Annotated in this window: 11 protein-coding genes; 4 read left to right on the plus strand and 7 right to left on the minus strand. The window is 44.9% G+C overall.

Translation table 11 applies throughout. The annotated features are described in order from the left end of the window. Positions 1-52: 52 nt before the first annotated feature. From QE390_RS23565 to QE390_RS23590, 6 genes are all read right to left on the minus strand, one after another. Complete coding sequence (locus QE390_RS23565; protein WP_307144169.1) at positions 53-1,768, minus strand: RagB/SusD family nutrient uptake outer membrane protein; 1,716 nt, start codon at positions 1,766-1,768, stop codon at positions 53-55. Between the two features lie 15 nt (positions 1,769-1,783). Next, positions 1,784-4,930 carry a TonB-dependent receptor gene (locus QE390_RS23570; protein WP_106638162.1) on the minus strand — a complete coding sequence of 1,049 codons (3,147 nt, stop codon included), beginning with the start codon at positions 4,928-4,930 and terminating at the stop codon, positions 1,784-1,786. 179 nt (positions 4,931-5,109) lie between these two features. Beyond that, positions 5,110-6,423, minus strand: coding sequence for a sugar porter family MFS transporter (locus QE390_RS23575; RefSeq protein ID WP_373424573.1), 1,314 nt, complete (start codon positions 6,421-6,423; stop codon positions 5,110-5,112). Positions 6,424-6,620: 197 nt separating this feature from the next. Then, entirely contained in the window at positions 6,621-9,353 is a 2,733-nt protein-coding gene (locus QE390_RS23580) for a substrate-binding domain-containing protein (RefSeq protein ID WP_307144170.1), read from the minus strand. 138 nt (positions 9,354-9,491) lie between these two features. Next, on the minus strand, positions 9,492-9,788 hold the full coding sequence (locus tag QE390_RS23585) for a DUF6787 family protein (protein ID WP_106638159.1): 297 nt from the start codon (positions 9,786-9,788) through the stop codon (positions 9,492-9,494). Positions 9,789-10,434: 646 nt separating this feature from the next. After that, positions 10,435-12,831: an outer membrane beta-barrel family protein gene (locus QE390_RS23590; protein WP_307144171.1), complete on the minus strand. Its 2,397-nt coding sequence runs from the start codon at positions 12,829-12,831 to the stop codon at positions 10,435-10,437. Between the two features lie 231 nt (positions 12,832-13,062). Between QE390_RS23590 and QE390_RS23595 the strand changes: the two genes are divergently transcribed. After that, entirely contained in the window at positions 13,063-14,100 is a 1,038-nt protein-coding gene (locus QE390_RS23595; protein WP_307144172.1) for a sensor histidine kinase, read from the plus strand. A gap of 451 nt (positions 14,101-14,551) precedes the next feature. Then, complete coding sequence (locus QE390_RS23600; RefSeq protein ID WP_307144173.1) at positions 14,552-15,244, plus strand: LytTR family DNA-binding domain-containing protein; 693 nt, start codon at positions 14,552-14,554, stop codon at positions 15,242-15,244. Between the two features lie 48 nt (positions 15,245-15,292). On the opposite strand, the gene QE390_RS23605 is transcribed toward QE390_RS23600, so the two are convergent. Then, the gene (locus QE390_RS23605) at positions 15,293-15,547 is read right to left on the minus strand and encodes a hypothetical protein (protein ID WP_307144174.1); all 255 of its coding nucleotides are present in this window, start codon (positions 15,545-15,547) and stop codon (positions 15,293-15,295) included. A gap of 668 nt (positions 15,548-16,215) precedes the next feature. On the opposite strand from QE390_RS23605, the gene QE390_RS23610 reads away from it, so the two are divergent. Beyond that, positions 16,216-17,382 (plus strand): hypothetical protein, encoded by a 1,167-nt coding sequence (locus QE390_RS23610; RefSeq protein WP_307144175.1) that lies wholly within the window; start codon positions 16,216-16,218, stop codon positions 17,380-17,382. Positions 17,383-17,510: 128 nt separating this feature from the next. Continuing rightward, on the plus strand, positions 17,511-17,744 hold the full coding sequence (locus QE390_RS23615; RefSeq protein ID WP_106638152.1) for a hypothetical protein: 234 nt from the start codon (positions 17,511-17,513) through the stop codon (positions 17,742-17,744). The last annotated feature ends 538 nt before the right edge of the window (positions 17,745-18,282 follow it).

Genomic DNA, 18,282 nt, shown 5'->3' on the forward strand with positions numbered 1-18,282 from the left:
TAAAAGTCTGCTGAATGGATTAGACCATTAAGCAGACTCGCACTAAGGTAAATTAATAGCCTGGATTTTGAATATACAGACCTTTGGTAAAATTGATTTCACGCTGTGGAATAGGCAGGTACTCATCACGGCCCGCCGTAAAACTGGCTCCACTCAAGAAGGAATGTCTGGTTTTTTCTTTAGCCAGATAGTTATTCAGCGTTTCTGCGGCAATGCCCCAGCGAACCAGATCAAAGAAGCGAGGACTTTCCAGAGCAAATTCCAGTCGGCGTTCCCATTGCAAAGCCCGACGGGCATACGACTGAGTCCAGCCCGAAGCATCGTATGTTTTAATCAGATATTTGGATGGATCACTACCGTCGGCTTTCTTGGTGCGGCCCGTACTGGCGGCGGCCCGGGTTCTGATTTTGTTAATCAGCGGACGAGCTAACTCGGGTTGACCCAGTTCAATGTATGCTTCGGCCTGCCAGAGTAATACATCGGCGTAACGAATGACATCCACATTCTTTGCTACACCAATGAACGGCCCCTGCTTTTTAAAGAATTGACTCGTCGCCAATTGCTGTTCTTTCATACTCTGAAAATAGCCGTATACTCCCGGATCGCGAACCCAACTGTTGCTGTAAGGTAAGCTGGCGTTATACTTGTATGGGTGACCATCAATACCAATCGAGTGATCCACGCGGGGGTCTACCGTGGCCGTTTTGAAATCAATTTCGGTGGCATTAAACGAATCAAACTTGGGCAAACCATTAGCGTCCGTTCCGAAGGCATTAGCTAAATTCTGACTGGGCTGGTGAAAGCCGCAGCAACCGTACTGAGGTGCTCCGTGCGGATAATTGAGCCCGTTTTCAGTATTCAAACGTCCCAGCGTAGTTCCGTCATTGATGGAAAACTGAATTGCAAAAACGGATTCAATGCCATTATCAAATTCGGGCAGAAAGTTCTGAGCAAAGTCAGAATGGAGGTCATACTTGCCCGAACTGATTACTTTCTGGGTTAATTCTACTACCTGCTGTAAATGCGTACGATTAATGTTCGTAACCTGATGTTTGTCATTCTGTTCGTAGGCCTGATACAGTCGAGTCTTGGCCAGGTAAGCCGCCGCAGCGTACTGGTTGGCACGACCCGGCTGGCTTTGCGAAACGGGCAGGTTATCCAGAGCATATTGGAAATCAGTAGCAATTTTATCCCACAAGGCATCATTCGTACCCTGGCGGTTAGAAGTGGCCAAGATTTGGTCGTTACTCAACGTTTCATCGACGTAGGGAATGTTCTTGAAGAGCATTTTCAGCATAAAGTGTGAATGCCCCCGCAGGAAACGCAATTCCGCCAGACGCGTCTTTTTCGATGGAAAATCCGTGTCGGATAAATTAGTCAGCGAGCGAATGCCTACGTTGGCCCTTGAAATGGCCTTATAGTAATTCTCCCAGGTTAAGGGGTGATAAAACCCGCCGCCCTGCTGAGCCTGCGTGAGGTTATACTGCTCGTAGAAGTTAATATCCTGCAAGTCAGCAACGCCGCCGCCGCCTTTATACGCATCGTCCGAACGAACACTGCCGTACACCCACATGCTAGCAATGGGACCAATCATATCGGCATTGCCAATACCCGCGTAGGCAGCAGTAACCAGAGCCTCGGCGTTGGAAGCGGACGTTACTTGGTCGGAAGAGAGCGTGCCCTTGGGCTGATACTCCAGAAAATTATTGCAGGAGGAAACCAGAGCGATTCCTGAAGCAAAAAGTATGGTGCGAAAAATAGTTTTCATAACAAATGAAGCGGTTTAGAAGGATACATTTAAACCAAACGTATAAGCACGGGGTACGGGAATGGCGTCCAGCGTGGTGCGTTCGGGATCAGGGCCCTGGAAGCTTTTGCTTTTGATCCAGAACAGGTTTTCTCCCATTACGTAGAGTCGAACACTACCTAAGCCCCAGCCTTCCACGGTAGTCTTGGGTAACGTGTAACCAAGCTGAGCATTCCGTATTTTGAAATACGAAGTGTTTACATTGAAATAATCCGAACTCCGCGTTTCATCATTGCCGTCCGACAGAGTCAAGGCAGGAACCGTTGAGGTGGGGTTCTGAGGTGTCCAGGCTCTGAAAACACCGGGGCCTACGTTATCACGTCCACGAATGAAGTCATTGTAGAAGGTATACGGATCAAAACCCGTGCGACCCGCAATACCCGATCCGAAGAGGGAGAAATCGAAGTTTTTATACCCCAAATCAATGCGGGCACTGTATTCCAGACCCGGTAAGGTAGTTCCGAAAAACTCCTGATCCAGAGCGTTAATAACCCCGTCGTTGTTGAGATCCCGGTAACGAATCCGACCCGGAGCAGCACCTACCTGTTTGGCGTGGCCGTCTACTTCCGACTGACTCTGGAAAATGCCATCCGTGCGATAACCAAACAAATCTAACTGGGAATGACCAATGATGGTAGTCACGGCATTACCTGCAAATGCGGAACGAACCTCTTCGGGAAGCACCGTGATTTTATCGCGGAAGCGGCTGAAGTTTGCGAAAACGCTATAGGTAAAGTCCCCCACGGGCTTGCCGTTATAACCCAGCGATAATTCGAAACCCTTGTTGGTTTTAGTGGCTCCATTTACGAACCGCAACTGACCTTCGCCCACTGCTGATGCAACGGGAGGTTTGATAAGGATGTCTCGCGTTTCACGACTGAATACGTCTAATGATCCGTAAAGGCTTCCATTCAGGAAAGCAAAATCCAGACCGACGTTAAGCTCATCCGTCGTTTCCCACTTGAGAGCCGTGTTTGCACCCTGAGTCTGCACGAATCCCGAAGGTAAGGTACCGCTCTTGGAGCCATTCAAATCATAGGCCGTTCCGACGTTCCAGTATTGGTCAAAGAAGGCGTCATGGCCATTGGTTACCTGTGAAGCCAGCGTTCCGTAACGTGATTCGAATAAGCCAAAGCGAGCTAAGTCCCCAATATCCTGATTACCAATTCGTCCGACGCCCGCCCGTAACTTCAGGTTACTAAACAGCTTGGAATTAGCCAGAAACGCTTCGCGGTCAATCCGCCAGCCAATGGAAGCGGCAGGAAAAAAGCCGTATCGGTTCTGAGATCCGAAGCGGGAAGATCCATCCCGGCGAAGGGTTAAGGCTGCCAGGTAACGATCACTAAAGGCATAATCGAGTCGGGCGAACTGTGAGAGTAACCGACTGCCCGTAGACGTGCCCATGCTGCTGGCATTTCCCGAAGCCGCACTCAGCACAAAGTAATCTTCCGTTTGCACGGCAAAGTTTTCGCGATAGGACACCAGGGTTTCCTGATCATCTTTAATGGCCTCAACCCCTACCAGGGCATTTATTTTATGCGAACCAAAAGCCAGACTGTACCGCAAGGTATTCGTCCAGGTCAGGCTTAAAAACTTGGTATTCGTCAGCGTCATGTTATTGAGCGACCGCGAAATAAACCCTTCCGTAAACGATTGCTCGATATTTTTAAACGAGTAACCGGAATTATCCATGCCCACCGATGAACGGAAAATCAGGTTATTAACGGGCTCGATCTCCGCATAAACATTACCAAACAAAAAGGGTCGTCTGATTTTATCCCAGCGGTTAATGTATTGCATATGCAAGGGGTTATTCCGATCCGAATAACCAGAACCTAGTGGACCCGCATACTCACCCGTCGTGGTATAAACCGGAATGGTAGGAGCCAGGGTAACGGCTAATCCCGGCACTCTAGCTCCACCTAAATCAGTTGCCACGGGTGTTTCTTTGGAAGTCGTGGCTTGAAGGTTCACTCCAAACTTGAATCGTCCGTCCCATTTGCTAGTCATGGCATTAACGCGGCCCGTTATACGTTCATAATCGGTAAAGCGTAACATACCCGAATTTTTCAGGTAACTCAGGTTAACGGCAATGGAAGAGTTTGACGTTCCGCTGGAAATCGTCAAATCCTGATTCGTCACAACCCCCGTTTTGTATACTTCTTTTTGCCAGTCGGTATTTCCTGCCGGAACGTTCGTATTGCCGCCTACATAAGGTTTCACCGTTACACTGTTCAGCACTGGGTTATTAAAATCACGATTCCAGTCAAACGAATAGATGTCTCCGTAACCCGAAGCCGGGTCCACTTTATCATTTACCGAAGCCTGCCACAAAGCTCGTCCCCGATCAACGGAATTCAGCATTTTGAAACGTTCAGGTTTCTCAGATTGGGTAGTAATGCTACTATTCAGTTGCACGTGTACTTTTCCATCCGTACCAGCTCCGTTTTTAGTGGTAACAATGATCACTCCATTGGAAGCCCGGGAACCATAAATCGATGCAGAAGAAGCGTCTTTCAGCACCTGAACCGATTGAATAACACTGGCATTCAAACTCTGAAAAACCTGACTCCGTTTGGTAGGCACGCCATCAATAATGTATAGAGGATCATTATTACCTAGCGTATTCGCCCCACGAATCAGGATTCGGCTGCTCTCCCCCGAAGGTGTTCCCGTTTTCTCAATGTATAAACCCGGTACGCGGCCCTGCAACGCCTGCATGGGGTTACCAGAACTGGTATTTTTGATGGTAGCGACTTCCACTACCGCTACCGCACCCGTCAAGTCTTCTTTTTTGGAAGAGGTATAGCCCAGCACCACCACTTCTGACAGTTGCTGGCCTTCCACCATAGCAACGGAAACATTGGTTAACCCGGAAACTGGTACATCTTGAGTAGTATAACCAATGTACGAAACCTTGATAGTGGTTACAGTAGCGGGAATATTTAACGAAAATTTTCCCTGTGCATCAGTCGTCGTTCCAGCGGTGCTTCCCACTCCAAGAATGCTGGCTCCCACGAGAGCTTCATTGGTTTTGGCATCGGTCACTGTTCCCGTCAATACTCGCTGAGCAAAGGCCAGTTGCGAACTGAGGAACAGCCATAAAAATAGAAGATTCTTCATAGCTATTAATGGTTAGAGTAAGGAGTAAAGTCGTTAGGGATGAGTAAAGGGAGATACACCTTTTCCCTGGAGGGTGTAAACACAGGGCATACCAAGCCCAGGCACGTGCGGCACGTGCGGAGTAACAGATTCATAGGATTAGAAGTAGTTAAGTAACTGTTTAGGGTTTTGTTAAAGCATTAATGGATGACTAAGGTTTTGTCCATTTGTTCCAGGCTGGTTCCTTTCGTTTCGGGCATGATTCGCCAAACGAAAATTAGCTGTAGAAACATCATGATGGCAAAGAAGGAAAAGGTGTGTCCACCGCCCAGTTGTTCGGATAAGTACGGGAACGTGAAGGCAATGAGAGCCGCCATAAACCAGTGGGTAAAACTGCCCAGAGCCTGGCCTTTGGCACGAACACTGTTCGGAAAAATTTCGGAGATAAACACCCAGATCACGGCTCCCTGTGAGAAAGCGAAGAAAGCAATGTACACGAATAGGTAATAAGGAACGGCGTCGAATTGCTGGGTATAAAAAGCTCTCGCAACGAGTGCCAGCGTACCAATCACGCCGAAAGATCCGATAAGCATCAGGGTACGGCGACCAAAGCGATCAATGAAATTCATGGCCAGTAACGTAAAGCAGAAGTTTACCAGCCCGATTCCGGTGGTTGAAAGCAGGGAAGAACTTTTCTCAAAGCCAGCCATTTCGAAAATTCGCGGAGCGTAATAGATGATCGCATTGATACCCGAAACCTGATTAAAGAAGGCAAATACCACGGCCAGAAAGACGGGAAAGCGGTTCGATTTTGCCCAGAGGTTTTCTGATTGTTCGCTATTCGCAAATTGACTGGCTTCGATGGCGATTACATCTTCTCTGAACGTGTCGGGGTTAATGATCTGCAAAATTTTGCGGGCTTCTTCCACTTTACCCAACTTAGTAATCAACCAACGTGGACTTTCGGGAACGCCGAGTAATAACAACAAGAACAGTAAAGAGGGAACCGCCTGTACGCCCAGCATCCAACGCCAGGCATTTTCACCGATGCCTTCAAATGCGTAGTTGGAAAGATAGGCTACCAGAATTCCAAACACCACGTTGGTTTGAAACAAAGCAACCATCCGGCCCCGGGAACGGGCTGGTGAAATTTCGGAGATATATAAAGGAGCGGTAACAGAGGAGGCCCCTACGCCCAAACCGCCCAGAAAACGGAAAAATAAGAAAGGTAACCAGGTAGGTGACAAGGCCGCCCCCAGAGAGGAAATCAAATACAAAGCCGCTACCCCCAATAAGGTTTTGCGACGACCCAGACGATCCGAAGGAATGCCTCCTAACAAGGCTCCTACAACTGTCCCAATTAAAGCGATGGAAACGGTGAGACCGTGTTCGAAGACATTAAGGTTCCAGATTACCTGAATGGCTCGCTCGGCACCCGAGATGACAGCCGTATCAAAACCGAAGAGAAAACCTCCTAATGCAATGACAATTGACCAGAGAAAGACTTTTTTCATACGAGGAATTTTTCAACAAATCTGCCCGCTTTATTCCTTTCGATAATTAAATCCAATCTCAAAATAATTAAACTTTGATACTTCCCGACCATTTCCAGTTAAAAGGCTCAAAAACAGAACTATTGTATTATTTTTATATTAAATTGACTTGCAAAGTATTTCAATCACGTTACCTACCTTTCAATTTTGTTACATGATCAATTTTTCTGGTGCAAATTTTTAAAGTCAGAGGGTGAAATATTGTATTTGGCTTTAAAGGCCGTTGAAAAATAAGTGGGAGATGAAAAGCCTACCTGATAGGCTACCTCCGCAATGGTGATGCTTTGGGTGGCTAATAATTCACGGGCTTTGGTTAAGCGAATGTTCTGAATGAAATCAGTAACGCCGCAATCCAGCAGAGCTTTGACTTTTCGATAAAGCTGCACGCGGGAAAGCCCCATGTCCCGAGCTAGTTCCTCCACACTTAACTCCGATCGATTCACATTTCTCTCGACCAGAGCCCCCAGCTCCTGAATAAATTTGCGATCTACTTTTTGAGAAGCAGGTACGGTGGTGTCAATTGATAACTCCCGACGAAAATGCTCCCTCACAAGCTGGCGGTTTCTCAACAGGGTTTTTAAACTTTCCAATAAGAACGTTGGGTCGAAAGGCTTGGTTAGATAAAGATCGGCACCCGCCTGCACGCCTTCCAGTTGCTGTTCCTGAGCCGTTCGGGCTGTTAACAGCACAATAGGAATATGCGACGTTCGCCAATCCTGCTTTAAAGTATCTACCAGATTCACGCCCGAAGTGCCGGGCATCATCACATCCGAAACAATAAGATCGGGTAAGGCATCCATTGCCGTATTCAGGCCACTTGAACCATCGGCAGCTTCCAGAACCTGGAAGTGAGGTTTAAGTTTCCGAGTCAGAAACGTTCGCAATTCCAGATTATCTTCAATCAGCAATACACTGGCGGCCTGAGGATTGGACGTGCTTTCCACTTCAGGAACTAATTCGCCCGTAGTCCAGTCAGGATCTGCCACTGAAGGCTCGGGTAATACTTCATCCTGAGCATAGACGGGCTTTCCGGCGGGTAAACTGATTTCAAAGCTACTGCCTTTACCCAACTGACTCCGAACACCAATGGTCCCGTGATGAAGCTGAATCAATTCTTTTGCCAGGGCCAAACCAATACCCGAACCCACACTAGCGGATTCGTTCCCCTGATAAAACCATTCAAAGACGCGTTTTTGCTGTTCTTCACTCAGGCCCGGCCCGGTATCTTCAACCGTTAATCGAATGGTATCATCCGTAGACTGCGTTTGCAGGACGATCGTTATACTTCCATGATCCGGCGTAAACTTGAATGCGTTTGACACCAGGTTAACAATTACCTTATCAAGCAGATTTGCGTCGAACCAGGCATTGATTAGGGAGTCTGCGGGTAGAAACCGCAAGTGTATACCTCGCTGCTGGGCCGTTTTTTCAAAAGCTTGAAGTAACGTTCGGGTAAAACTCACCAGATCATACTGTGCAACCCGCAAGGGCATTTTGCCCACTTCGATTTTCCGAAAATCAATAAGCTGGTTAATCAGTTTTAACAACCAGCGGGCATTTCGCTGAATAACTTCCAGGTCTTTCCGTTGGTTGCTTCCTGCCGGAGCCGCGGCTAATAACTCATCAATCGGACTTAAAATCAGGGTTAGTGGCGTTCGGAGCTCGTGCGAGAAGTTGGTAAAAAAGCCCAGTTTGGCCTCCGTGGATTGCCGGGCCTGTTCGGCCAATTCCGAAATCGTATTTCGTTGAGCCGATATTTCTTCGTTCTGGTTTTTCAGTTGCTGAGTAATCCGGCGGTTGGAACGTAAAGATTTATACGCAATCCCGGCGAACACTACCGCCGTTAATAAGGACGCACCTAAAATGTATAAAACCGTCTGCTGACTATCATAAAGCCGATTTTGTTCTTCAATACGGACTTGCTGCTTCTGGATGTCCTGCCGCTGATCGACGATTTTCTCGGACTGCTGTTTGAGAATATGGACATTTGAAGAATCGATGACCAGCGTACCCAGGATGTTTTCTTTGGCATAAGGTTCATTATCCAGAATTTTCAGGGCTGTTCGAATGGCTTCTTCCCCACCCGTAGGATATAACAAAGTCGCCTTGAATATGCCATCTTCCACAAATTGAAGGCCGCCTTTGGGGCCTGACAGCCCGTCTACGCCTACAATCTTTACCTGATGCTCAATGCCTAAAGCTTTACAAACCTGATAAGCCCCCAAAGCCATTCGGTCATTCTGAGCGAAAATCAGATTAACATCGGGATTCTTTTTCAGCACTTCCGGCAGACGTTTCATGACGTAAGGACGTTCCCAGTCCCCATTTAAACTAGGCATTAACTCTATGCCCGGGTATTTTCGAAGAGCTTCCGAAAACGCCTGATGTCGTTCGCTGGCCGCCGAAGCACTGGGTGTTCCGGTAATCTCTAATACCTTACCCCGCTTTTGCAGCAGTTCTCCCACATATAACCCCGCCGTTTGACCAATTTGTAGGTTGTCTCCGCCTACATAAGCCGTAAATAGTTTAGAGTTAGTCCGCCGATCTACAATAATAACTGGAATGCCCTGGTTAAAAACCTCTTCTACGACGGGGGTAATGGGTTGAGCCTCGTTAGGCGAAATAATAAGTAAGTCGATCTTGGAAGCCACCAGCTCCCGGATCTGCTGAATCTGAAGCTGGCTATCGTCATGAGCATCTTTCATCAGTAGCTTTACCTGCGGGTGAAAGCTCAGCTCTTTTTCCATTCCCTCCAACATGGCTTTTCGCCAGTCGTCCCCATGGGTGCACTGGGCAAAACCGATGGTATAGGGCTTTTCTTTTTCAGCAGTAGAGCACCCTACTATAAAAACAAAACTCAGGAAAAGAATAACTTGGGAGAACGTACGCACGTTTTTTCATGATTTTAATCATACAAAGTAAGAATAAATCCTGAAAAAAGTAACTACGCTGAGTCTACTTGTTCAACCAAACAAAACGGGAGCTGCTCCTGATTGGAACAGCTCCCATTTCTATACTTCCATGAAGACCTAGCGATTGAAAACGCGGGCGAATAATTTCTTTTCCTTTTTCCAGAAAAAATCAAACTGTCCGAGAATAAAACCGTAGAATAACAGCAATAATTGATAGGTAGGAAAAATGAAAACAATGTAGGTAACCGTCTTGAGCCAGAGCGGCGTTTCGTCAGTGTAGTTAAGCAACCAGAAAAGTCCTTTGCGACACCAAACCACGGAGCTACCCGCAAATGTAAATACAGCCAGAATGGCCCAGAGTTGTGTCATCGAGTCTAGCTCCCACTTCTCTTTTAGCCGATCTTTCCAATTCATGCTGCCTTAATTAATGGTTAGTAAACAATGCTGCAAATATACCTCATCTGGTTTTGAAACGAATCGATTCATTTAATCATTTCGTTAAAAGCGGTCTAAAATGTGTAATTGAAGACTTTGATACGAATCGGAAGGCGTTTCCTCCCTTGGCTTTGCTAGGGCTGACAGGCTTATGACAGCGGTAGATGGAACCTGCATGATCGTAGGAATGAGATGGAATCTCGCACCAGTGGGGTAGTAAAGTTTCTTAACACCCTCGCAATCGCTCGGCTCTAGCCGATGTTAGCAAGCCTGTTTTTGCTGGTGTAAGATGTTCTCTGACTCTCTACTATCTCGCATCCTACCGGCCAGAGGCCTAGAGCTAAGTAGTCACTCGGCCAGAGCCGAGCGACTGCGGGAACAACCCCAGCGGGGTTGAATATGGATAGCCCCGGATGAAATCCGGGGAAGCAACATAAACTTTCCCAAGACCAAGTAAGGTCGCAAAGGTCATAAGATCCTTCGCTTCTCTCTGGATGACAGACGCTGATGATACAGTATTGATGAATCATTCAGGTATGAGCCTAAGTTATCATTACTAACCATGTCCCCGGATTTCATCCGGGGAAACAACATTGATTAAGTAATCTCTTAACGATAAAAAACATCAGTTCACCCGTCCTTTTTCCTCTTCAGCGGTATCTACCTTACCTCGCTTCCTGCTTTCTTTTCCAAATCGATACGTAAAGGCTAATCCTATCCGACGGGTATCCATCCGCATTTCGTGGTATTGATCGGCCTGTCGTAAACTTTGAATGTAATCCCGTTGAATCCAGGTTCGGAATACATCCTCGGCATTGACCCGGATGCTGGCCTTATCCTTCCAAAGTTTCTTCTGAACACCCGCATTGAGGCTATACCGTGACTTTAAGTGTACCTGCCCATTAATACTCGGCCCGGAGTACATCGCACTTAATTCGGCACTCCAGCTTTTTGTGATTTTAAACTGGTTTTGCAGATTGATCCGTCCCGTTAATAACTGGGAATCTACTTTTTCACCGTACAAAACAGTATTCATTATCGAAAGGCGAACCAGTGACCCGGAAAGGTTGGCCATCCACCACGAAGCAGGGTTAAGGTTCAAATACGGATTTAAAGACATCAACTGGCCAATGGCGACGTTGGCAGAACGAGAAATGAAAATATCGCCCTGAGCTTCCGTAGACTCAAAGAAAATATCCCGGAATCGGCTGTATTGGGCACTCAGTCCCCAGCTTTGCTTATGCTGGAATTTGAGTTCCACTTGCTGTATAAAGGCGGGTTTGAGATTAGGGTTTCCCGTTGAATACGAGTAATTATCCCGGTAAAATAAAAAGGGATTCAATTGGTTATAACCCGGTCGGTTAATACGACGACTGGCACTTAAAATCAGCGAGTTGGCCCCCGTGCTATCCAGTTTATAACTCAGGTATGCATTCGGAAACAGGCTGATATAATTTCTTGAAAAACGGCTTTCTTCCCACTCTCGATTCGCCAATTGATGGCCGCTCATCAGCGTTTGTTCCAGGCGTAACCCACCCTGCATTTGCCAGCGACCTAGCGTTTTTCTGGCATTCAGGTAAGCCGCCGCAATTCGCTCATCATAAATAAAGTGATTCGACTTCCGGTCATCCACCAATAACTGATTATCAACCATCCGCAAATAATGATAATCATTATCATTACGAATAAAACTCCACTTAGCCCCTGCCTCAATCAACCCTTTAGGGAGTGGATAGGTATAATCCGTTTTAGCGGAATAAATGGATAAAAAAGCAGGCAACTGGTACTGGAAACTCGCCTGATAAAAATTATCAATTTTCTGATTTTCAATACTTTGAAAGGCCTGCGTATGGTAGGTAATGTAGTTCACATCCGCCGAGAGCTCATGCCCTTTGGTATTAAACTGATGCAATACATGCAGGTTAGTACCCAGATTATATCGGTCTGAAGTACCCGTTACCGATCCCCTGCCCGTCGAATCGAGCTGAGTACTAAAACTGTTACTCGAATAGGTTAATCCTTCTCGTTTGGGATTATTCGTGTAGTTAATTAAAAAACCAAGACTTGTTTTCGGGGATAACGTATAGTCTAATCCCAGACGAGCCATAAAGGCATGTCCCCGCAACCAGCTTCGGTTTTGTAATTGTACCTTTTGTATGGGATTACCCGCTTCATCCGTGATGGTTCGATCAAAACATTCACGGCTTTGATTCGCATCTTTCGAATAAGACAAAGTACTCGTCAGGCTGACTTTTTTCTGATTGTAATTTAACGATACACTGTGGTTCATTCGCGTCGTCCAGCCCTGATTATAGCCCAGAGCAGCGTTGCCGTTCATCCCTTTCAATCGGTTTTTCTTGAGTCGAATATTAATAATTGCTCCGCCAGCGGCATCATACTTCGTAGACGGATTGGTCATTAACTCCAGCCGATCCAGGGTTCCGCCGGGTAACGATTTCAGGTAATCCAGCAGATCTCGGCCTGACAAATACGTCGGTCTTCCATCCACGTAGACCGTTACTCTGCTCATTCCGTTCAGGCGAATCGTTCCATCCTGATCTACACTTACTCCGGGCGTTTTTTCCAGAATATCCAGCGAATGGCTGCTGGCACTACCCAGCATCGCATCCACGTTAATGATCGTTTTATCAAGTTCGTGCTCCATTAAAGGGCGTTTTCCTGCCACCGTAACTTCCTTCAACTCCGTTGATTTTGCAGGTTTCAAAGTAATGATAAATCCATTAACCGACTTCGAAAGCTGTATGCTTTGCTGAAGGGTTTCGTAAGAAAGAGCGGTCACTAAAACCTGGTAATGACCCGCAGGTAGTCCAGCCCATTGAAATGAGCCATCGGCAGAGGCGTTCGTTCCCTTCAATACTAATGAATCTTTCATTAATCGAAGCGTTGCTCCCGGAATGGCTTGTTGCTGAGCATCTAGCACCTTTCCCCTGAACTGAAAAGTGGAATCCTGAGACCAGGAAGTAAAAGGCCAAAAAGCAAGAAATAAAAATAGATATCTCATGTGACGATAAAGTGAATGATTTTCGTCAGCGAAAGTGTATATCTATGGGGGCTATCAGAAATTTCAGGGCCAGACAGCCGCTCTCATAGGTCGAAAGACTGTTTTCGGCGGATTAACCCATTCAAAAGTCATTTTAAAGATTTCGTCAGGCATTCGACGGTGTATGTCAGGAAAGTTTACTTTAGAAAATAGGGTAACTGAATTTTGATTCCGAATTTGCAAAATCAGCATATGGAACATAAGAATGTCATTTCGGGTCTATACGAACCTAGTCCCCGCGTACTTGCCATAATTGCAGGCAGTATTGTTTTTATCATCTTTCTCCTCACGGAACGGTTTTATGATCGCCTATTACAGGGAAGATACGAAGATTTAGTCGCCGTCCTGACAGGATGCTGTTTTGTGGGGGGTATTTTTCTGGGACGAATTCTATCTCAGTTATGGACGGGCTCTAATGCTCCTGTTTCTAATCGTCGTTTGATGAAATTACTGCTTAGCATTTTCCTATTAGTAATGTTCATCATTGCGGTACTATCATTACCCCTTCTGCCCGGCCTAGCCAGTCTGATTTTCCTGTTACCACCTTTTCTGGCTCTAAGTATCTGTATTGGTTTATTCATCAAGCAAGTACGAACCGGGTTAAGATATCAGTTAGCCGCCGTTCAGATTACAGCTGAGCAAAGCCAGAATGAATTGCAATTACTGCAATCGCAGCTCAGTCCGCATTTTTTATTTAATACCTTGAATAACCTCTATGGACTTTCCATAGCTGAGCCGGGTAAGGTGCCCCCGCTTATCCTGCAACTTTCCGATTTACTACGGTACTCTATATACGAAGCGAAAGAATTGTGGGTCCCTTTATCGGATGAGCTGGTTTATATTCATAACTACATAGAGTTTGAACGCATTCGCCTGGGTGAACGGCTGGACCTTACGCTAGCGATGGAGCATATTCCCCCGAATTTGAAAATTGCTCCGATGTTACTGATTGTTTTCGTAGAAAACGCCTTCAAGCATTCCAAAAACACAACAGACCCTAAAATTAAAATCGAAATAGAACTTAAACTTTGGGGAAATACGGTTTTGTTTTCCATCAAGAATACGTACGACGCCGATCAAAAACTCAATAATGAGATGAATAAACACAGTGGTTTAGGTTTGGAGAATGTCATGAAGCGGTTACAACTCTTATACCCAGAAACCTATGAACTTTCCATTGATTCACAGGATGGTTGGTATAAAGTTATGTTGCAGCTGAGGATGAAGTAGCAGTTGTTAGTTGTTAGTTGTTAGTTGTTAGTTGTTAGTTGTTAGTTGTTAGTTGTTAGTTGTTAGTTGTTTATCAAATAAATTTATTTTTCAAAAAATAGTTTCTACGCCGCTGCCAGCTTTTTCGCTGGCAGCACTAACTTAGGCTATGAGGTTCTATTAGGTGAGATAAGGAGTTGCTACCAGCGAAAAAAGCTGGTAGCGGCATGACCGAACTAAACTACTTTTTCAGCGAAACTGGAGGTATTTGGCTGCTACTGCTAACGTGGTACAGCCATATTTTTTACGATAATAGTAACTAACAGCAAAAGCTGGTCAGGCCACGTTGGTAGCGGCATGACCAAACTAAACTACCTTTTCAGCGAAACTGAATGGATTTGGCTACCGTTTAGTAAGTTAGCCGTTGTTTACAAACTATCTTTTATTACTTGACTGATTCCGTTTTATGCGAGTGGCGAAATGTCTTATTGTGGATGATGAACCCATTGCCCGGCAAATCATCCAGACCTATTGTGAGCATTTGCCGCAGGTACAGGTGATCGGGAGTTGTGGAAATGCCCTGGAAGCCAAGGCTTTTTTGCAGCGGGAAGACGTTGATATTTTATTTCTGGATATCAATATGCCCGTTTTAAGTGGCATCGCATTTTTAAAAACCTTACGAACTACTCCTCAGGTTATTTTTACTACAGCCTATAAAGAATACGCGGTAGACGCCTTTGATCTGGCCGCTTGTGATTATTTGCTAAAACCCTTTTCGCTGGAAAGATTCATTGTTGCCATTGATAAGGCCACGGAACGTTTACGTCCGATTGCCCCCATTGAAATGCCTAAGACTGAAGATTTTGTTTTTATAAAATCGGAAGGACGGATATATAAAGTCAGGTATGAAGATGTGTTATATGCCGAAGCTAATGGAAATTACACGAAGATTATTACACATCATCAGACCTTATTGAGTAGCATGACGTTCACCCATGCCGAAGAACTCTTCTCAAACGCTCTTTTCCTGCGAATTCATCGTTCTTTTCTCATCAATAAAGCTCAGATCTCGCACATTGAAGGAAATCGGGTCTTTATTCATCACTTCGAAATTCCCATTGGGAGTAGTTACCGAGAACAATTCCTGAAAGACGTAGGCTTATAAAAAAAGAGCCGCCAAGATCGTTGACAGCTCTTTTTTGCGAGTCGTTACCTACTCGTCATCTTCTTTATCGTGACCTTCCAGTTTCACTAATTTGTTGTAAATACCTAATAACAGGAAAGGTGCTGCCCATTGGCCTACAAATAAGGCGGTGTGTTTATGTCCAGCAATTTTCAGACCTAATGAAGCTCCCATAGAAGCCAGTGAAGCCCAAAGAAAAACGTCTGAAGGTAATTTTGCGGTTTGTTCTTCAATTGCGGTTGCGACGGGTCCCTCTTTATGTTCGGGATTGAAATCCTTAGCCATAATAACGTAAGTTGAGTTGGTTTTAAAATAGATTACCCCGCTTTAGAGTAAAGAAACATTCCAGCCCTCGAAAATGTACTTCTGCACTACCAGAAAGGCTGTTTAGGTACATTGGTACCAGATAGTGAGACATATTTTTCACAGTAGTAAATTCCTACCTAGGCTATGAATCGGTAATCAGGGCTTATCATCGCAAAAGATATTGAACTCTGATCTTCAATTATATTTCCTTTAATTGGTAAGCCATTAGACAATGATTATTTTTGAAGCTTCACTTATATTCCCTTTAGCTATTCATGGGTTCATATACGTTCAGTAAGAAAATAAATAATTCGGTCCTTCCTATAACTTTTATTTATCTATTAATTCCGACTATTCTTTTTACTACTTTCTGGACTAAGCCCACAGTAGCAATATTTGCAGATTTAATTTTATTATTCGGAGCTTTTCTTGCACTATGGAATTACACATCTGTTTGGAAAGAAAAACAGGTTTCTCTCAGTCCTGCAACGTTATTTAGTTCATTCATTAGTTCCCTAATTTTTACCTACGTTAGTGGGGCTGGCGAGTTTATTAATCAATTTTACGATTACCTTTTACATAATGCAAAATTCAACTTACTTACTGTAGATGATTGGCCCATTTATAACCCTAATCGAAAGGTTTATATGTGCTATTACCTGGGTTACTATTTAGTTCCATCGGGTTTAGGAAAATGGTTTGGTTTAGATTCGGTGAAATATATTTCTTTCGCCTGGCTGTGGTTTGGTTTATTTTTAAGTTTACTCTGGATTCATCAGATTTTCAGGTCGTTTAATTTATTCAAGCGGACGGTTGCTACGTTCATGATCTGGTCGGGAGCTTATGTGGCGGTGATGATTCCCGTATTAGAAAAACTCTTTGATAAACCCTCCTTTCTGGGAAGTAACAGTGTTTTTATTGGTCGCGGCGAAATGATGCTTCATTATTCTTCCATCCTTAAAAGTGTGGTTGAAGGGCCGCAGCACGCCATTACAGCTATTCTGGGCGGAGCTCTATTTATGGCACTGGGCTGCACTAGTGCGAGTGTGGGCATTTTCAGCCTCTTTACCATTGGTAGCTTATTCTGGAGTCCTTTTGTTAGCATTGGCTTGGCTCCTTTCACGCTTTATACCTACTACCTTTATGTGACGGAAAGAGGCTTTATTGCTTTTATGAAAAAGCAGCTTCCCATGCTTGTGATGATGCTCATTGGTTTTTTGCCACTCGTATTATACACCCTGGGGTCATCCGCAACGCAGATGGATAGTAACCGATTTTTTACCCATACTACTGCTTCCTACCCCATTTTACTCTATGGCCTTTTTATAGTAGTATCCGCCGGAATCTGGATTCTTTTCTTTCGCAAAAGGTTATTTGAACTTGATGCAGCCATGGTCTGTATCTCTTACGGTACTTTATCTGTGCTGGCTTTGTTTCAGATAGGCTACTTTAATGACCTGAACAATAGAGCCAGTGTACCCTCCTTATTTATTATTGGTATAAGTATTATTCATCTCATTTTAAAATCATCCTTTAACCGTCCTGTCAATTATTTATTACTGGCTGGACTAGCCTTCTGGTTGTTAAATACGGCTAGTATTTTTACGTATCTTTATCAAACATTCATTACCGTTAATAAAGCTCCTGAAAATACTATTTCGAATCCTTATAATCGTCATACTAATAATGACTATTATGATTATATGGAAATTTTATATCCTATGAATAGCCAGGAAGTCATTAAACAGTATTCGCTAAATTCTGAAAGTATATTTCAAAAATACCTACTTAGGAAGTCTGAAAATGATAATTAGCAAGAGTTCCATTCGGGGGCCTCTCTCTACAACAGTGGTGGCATTTTGACCCAGATTTTTCATTATTTTGCCCGGAACGTTTATTTCTCTAGTTGTAGCATTTGAAGTTCCCTTAATTATTTAATGCTATGAAACAAGACGAAATAAACGCGAAAAAGGCGGCAAGCCCCAATGGGCTTACCGACCAATCTATCAAAGGAAATAGTGGAGTTTCTGCTGAAGTACCTTTAAAAGATGCACCTCCGGTGGATCGAATCGATGAGGAATATACGGATGGTGATGAATTAGATGCTCCCGTTCGTCAAAACAATCCTAATCGAAATTACGACAAGCCGGATTTAGATAAACCGCCCTATAGTTAACCAAGTAAGCGACGTAGAGACCTACGTCGCTTTTTTATTATGCTACGAGACACTGTCTAAAAATTTATAATCGTCGTCCTCTGCCAGCAGGGCTATTAACTTCCCCAAAGTTTTAAGCTTTGGGGAAGTTAATAGCCCTTGCAGTAAGCCTCTGGCCGTCTGTGGAAAAGAAATAGACTGCGGGGGGAACGAGATGGAATCTCGCTCCAGTCGTGCTCATCCGCATTTCCAACGCGGACTAACGAAGTTTCCTAAGGCCAAGTAACCTGTCAAAACCCATAAGGTCCTTCGCTTCGCTCTGGATGACAGATCTGGGGATAAATGAACACCTCCTAACTATTCTCCGCAGTCGCTCGGCTCTGCCGAGTGACCTCTGGCCGTCTCAGGCAAAGAAATCTACCACAAAGCGAAAGGCTTGTCTAACCTAAAAAGCTTTGCCTACCATAGGCCAGAGGCCTGCATTCCATTTCGTCACTCGGCAGAGCCGAGCGACTGCGAGGGTATGTCGCCCAACTACACAAGATACTTTGCTTCGCTC

This window comes from Siphonobacter sp. SORGH_AS_1065 (genome assembly GCF_030818595.1).
Taxonomy (GTDB): domain Bacteria; phylum Bacteroidota; class Bacteroidia; order Cytophagales; family Spirosomataceae; genus Siphonobacter.

What these genes read in the sequence shown, in the direction of transcription:
- QE390_RS23590 (WP_307144171.1), bottom strand. Translation starts at nt 12,831, where the DNA reads ATGAGATATCTATTTTTATTTCTTGCTTTTTGGCCTTTTACTTCCTGG.
- QE390_RS23575 (WP_373424573.1), bottom strand. Translation starts at nt 6,423, where the DNA reads ATGAAAAAAGTCTTTCTCTGGTCAATTGTCATTGCATTAGGAGGTTTT.
- QE390_RS23595 (WP_307144172.1), top strand. Translation starts at nt 13,063, where the DNA reads ATGGAACATAAGAATGTCATTTCGGGTCTATACGAACCTAGTCCCCGC.
- QE390_RS23605 (WP_307144174.1), bottom strand. Translation starts at nt 15,547, where the DNA reads ATGGCTAAGGATTTCAATCCCGAACATAAAGAGGGACCCGTCGCAACC.
- QE390_RS23565 (WP_307144169.1), bottom strand. Translation starts at nt 1,768, where the DNA reads ATGAAAACTATTTTTCGCACCATACTTTTTGCTTCAGGAATCGCTCTG.
- QE390_RS23585 (WP_106638159.1), bottom strand. Translation starts at nt 9,788, where the DNA reads ATGAATTGGAAAGATCGGCTAAAAGAGAAGTGGGAGCTAGACTCGATG.
- QE390_RS23570 (WP_106638162.1), bottom strand. Translation starts at nt 4,930, where the DNA reads ATGAAGAATCTTCTATTTTTATGGCTGTTCCTCAGTTCGCAACTGGCC.
- QE390_RS23615 (WP_106638152.1), top strand. Translation starts at nt 17,511, where the DNA reads ATGAAACAAGACGAAATAAACGCGAAAAAGGCGGCAAGCCCCAATGGG.
- QE390_RS23610 (WP_307144175.1), top strand. Translation starts at nt 16,216, where the DNA reads ATGTGCTATTACCTGGGTTACTATTTAGTTCCATCGGGTTTAGGAAAA.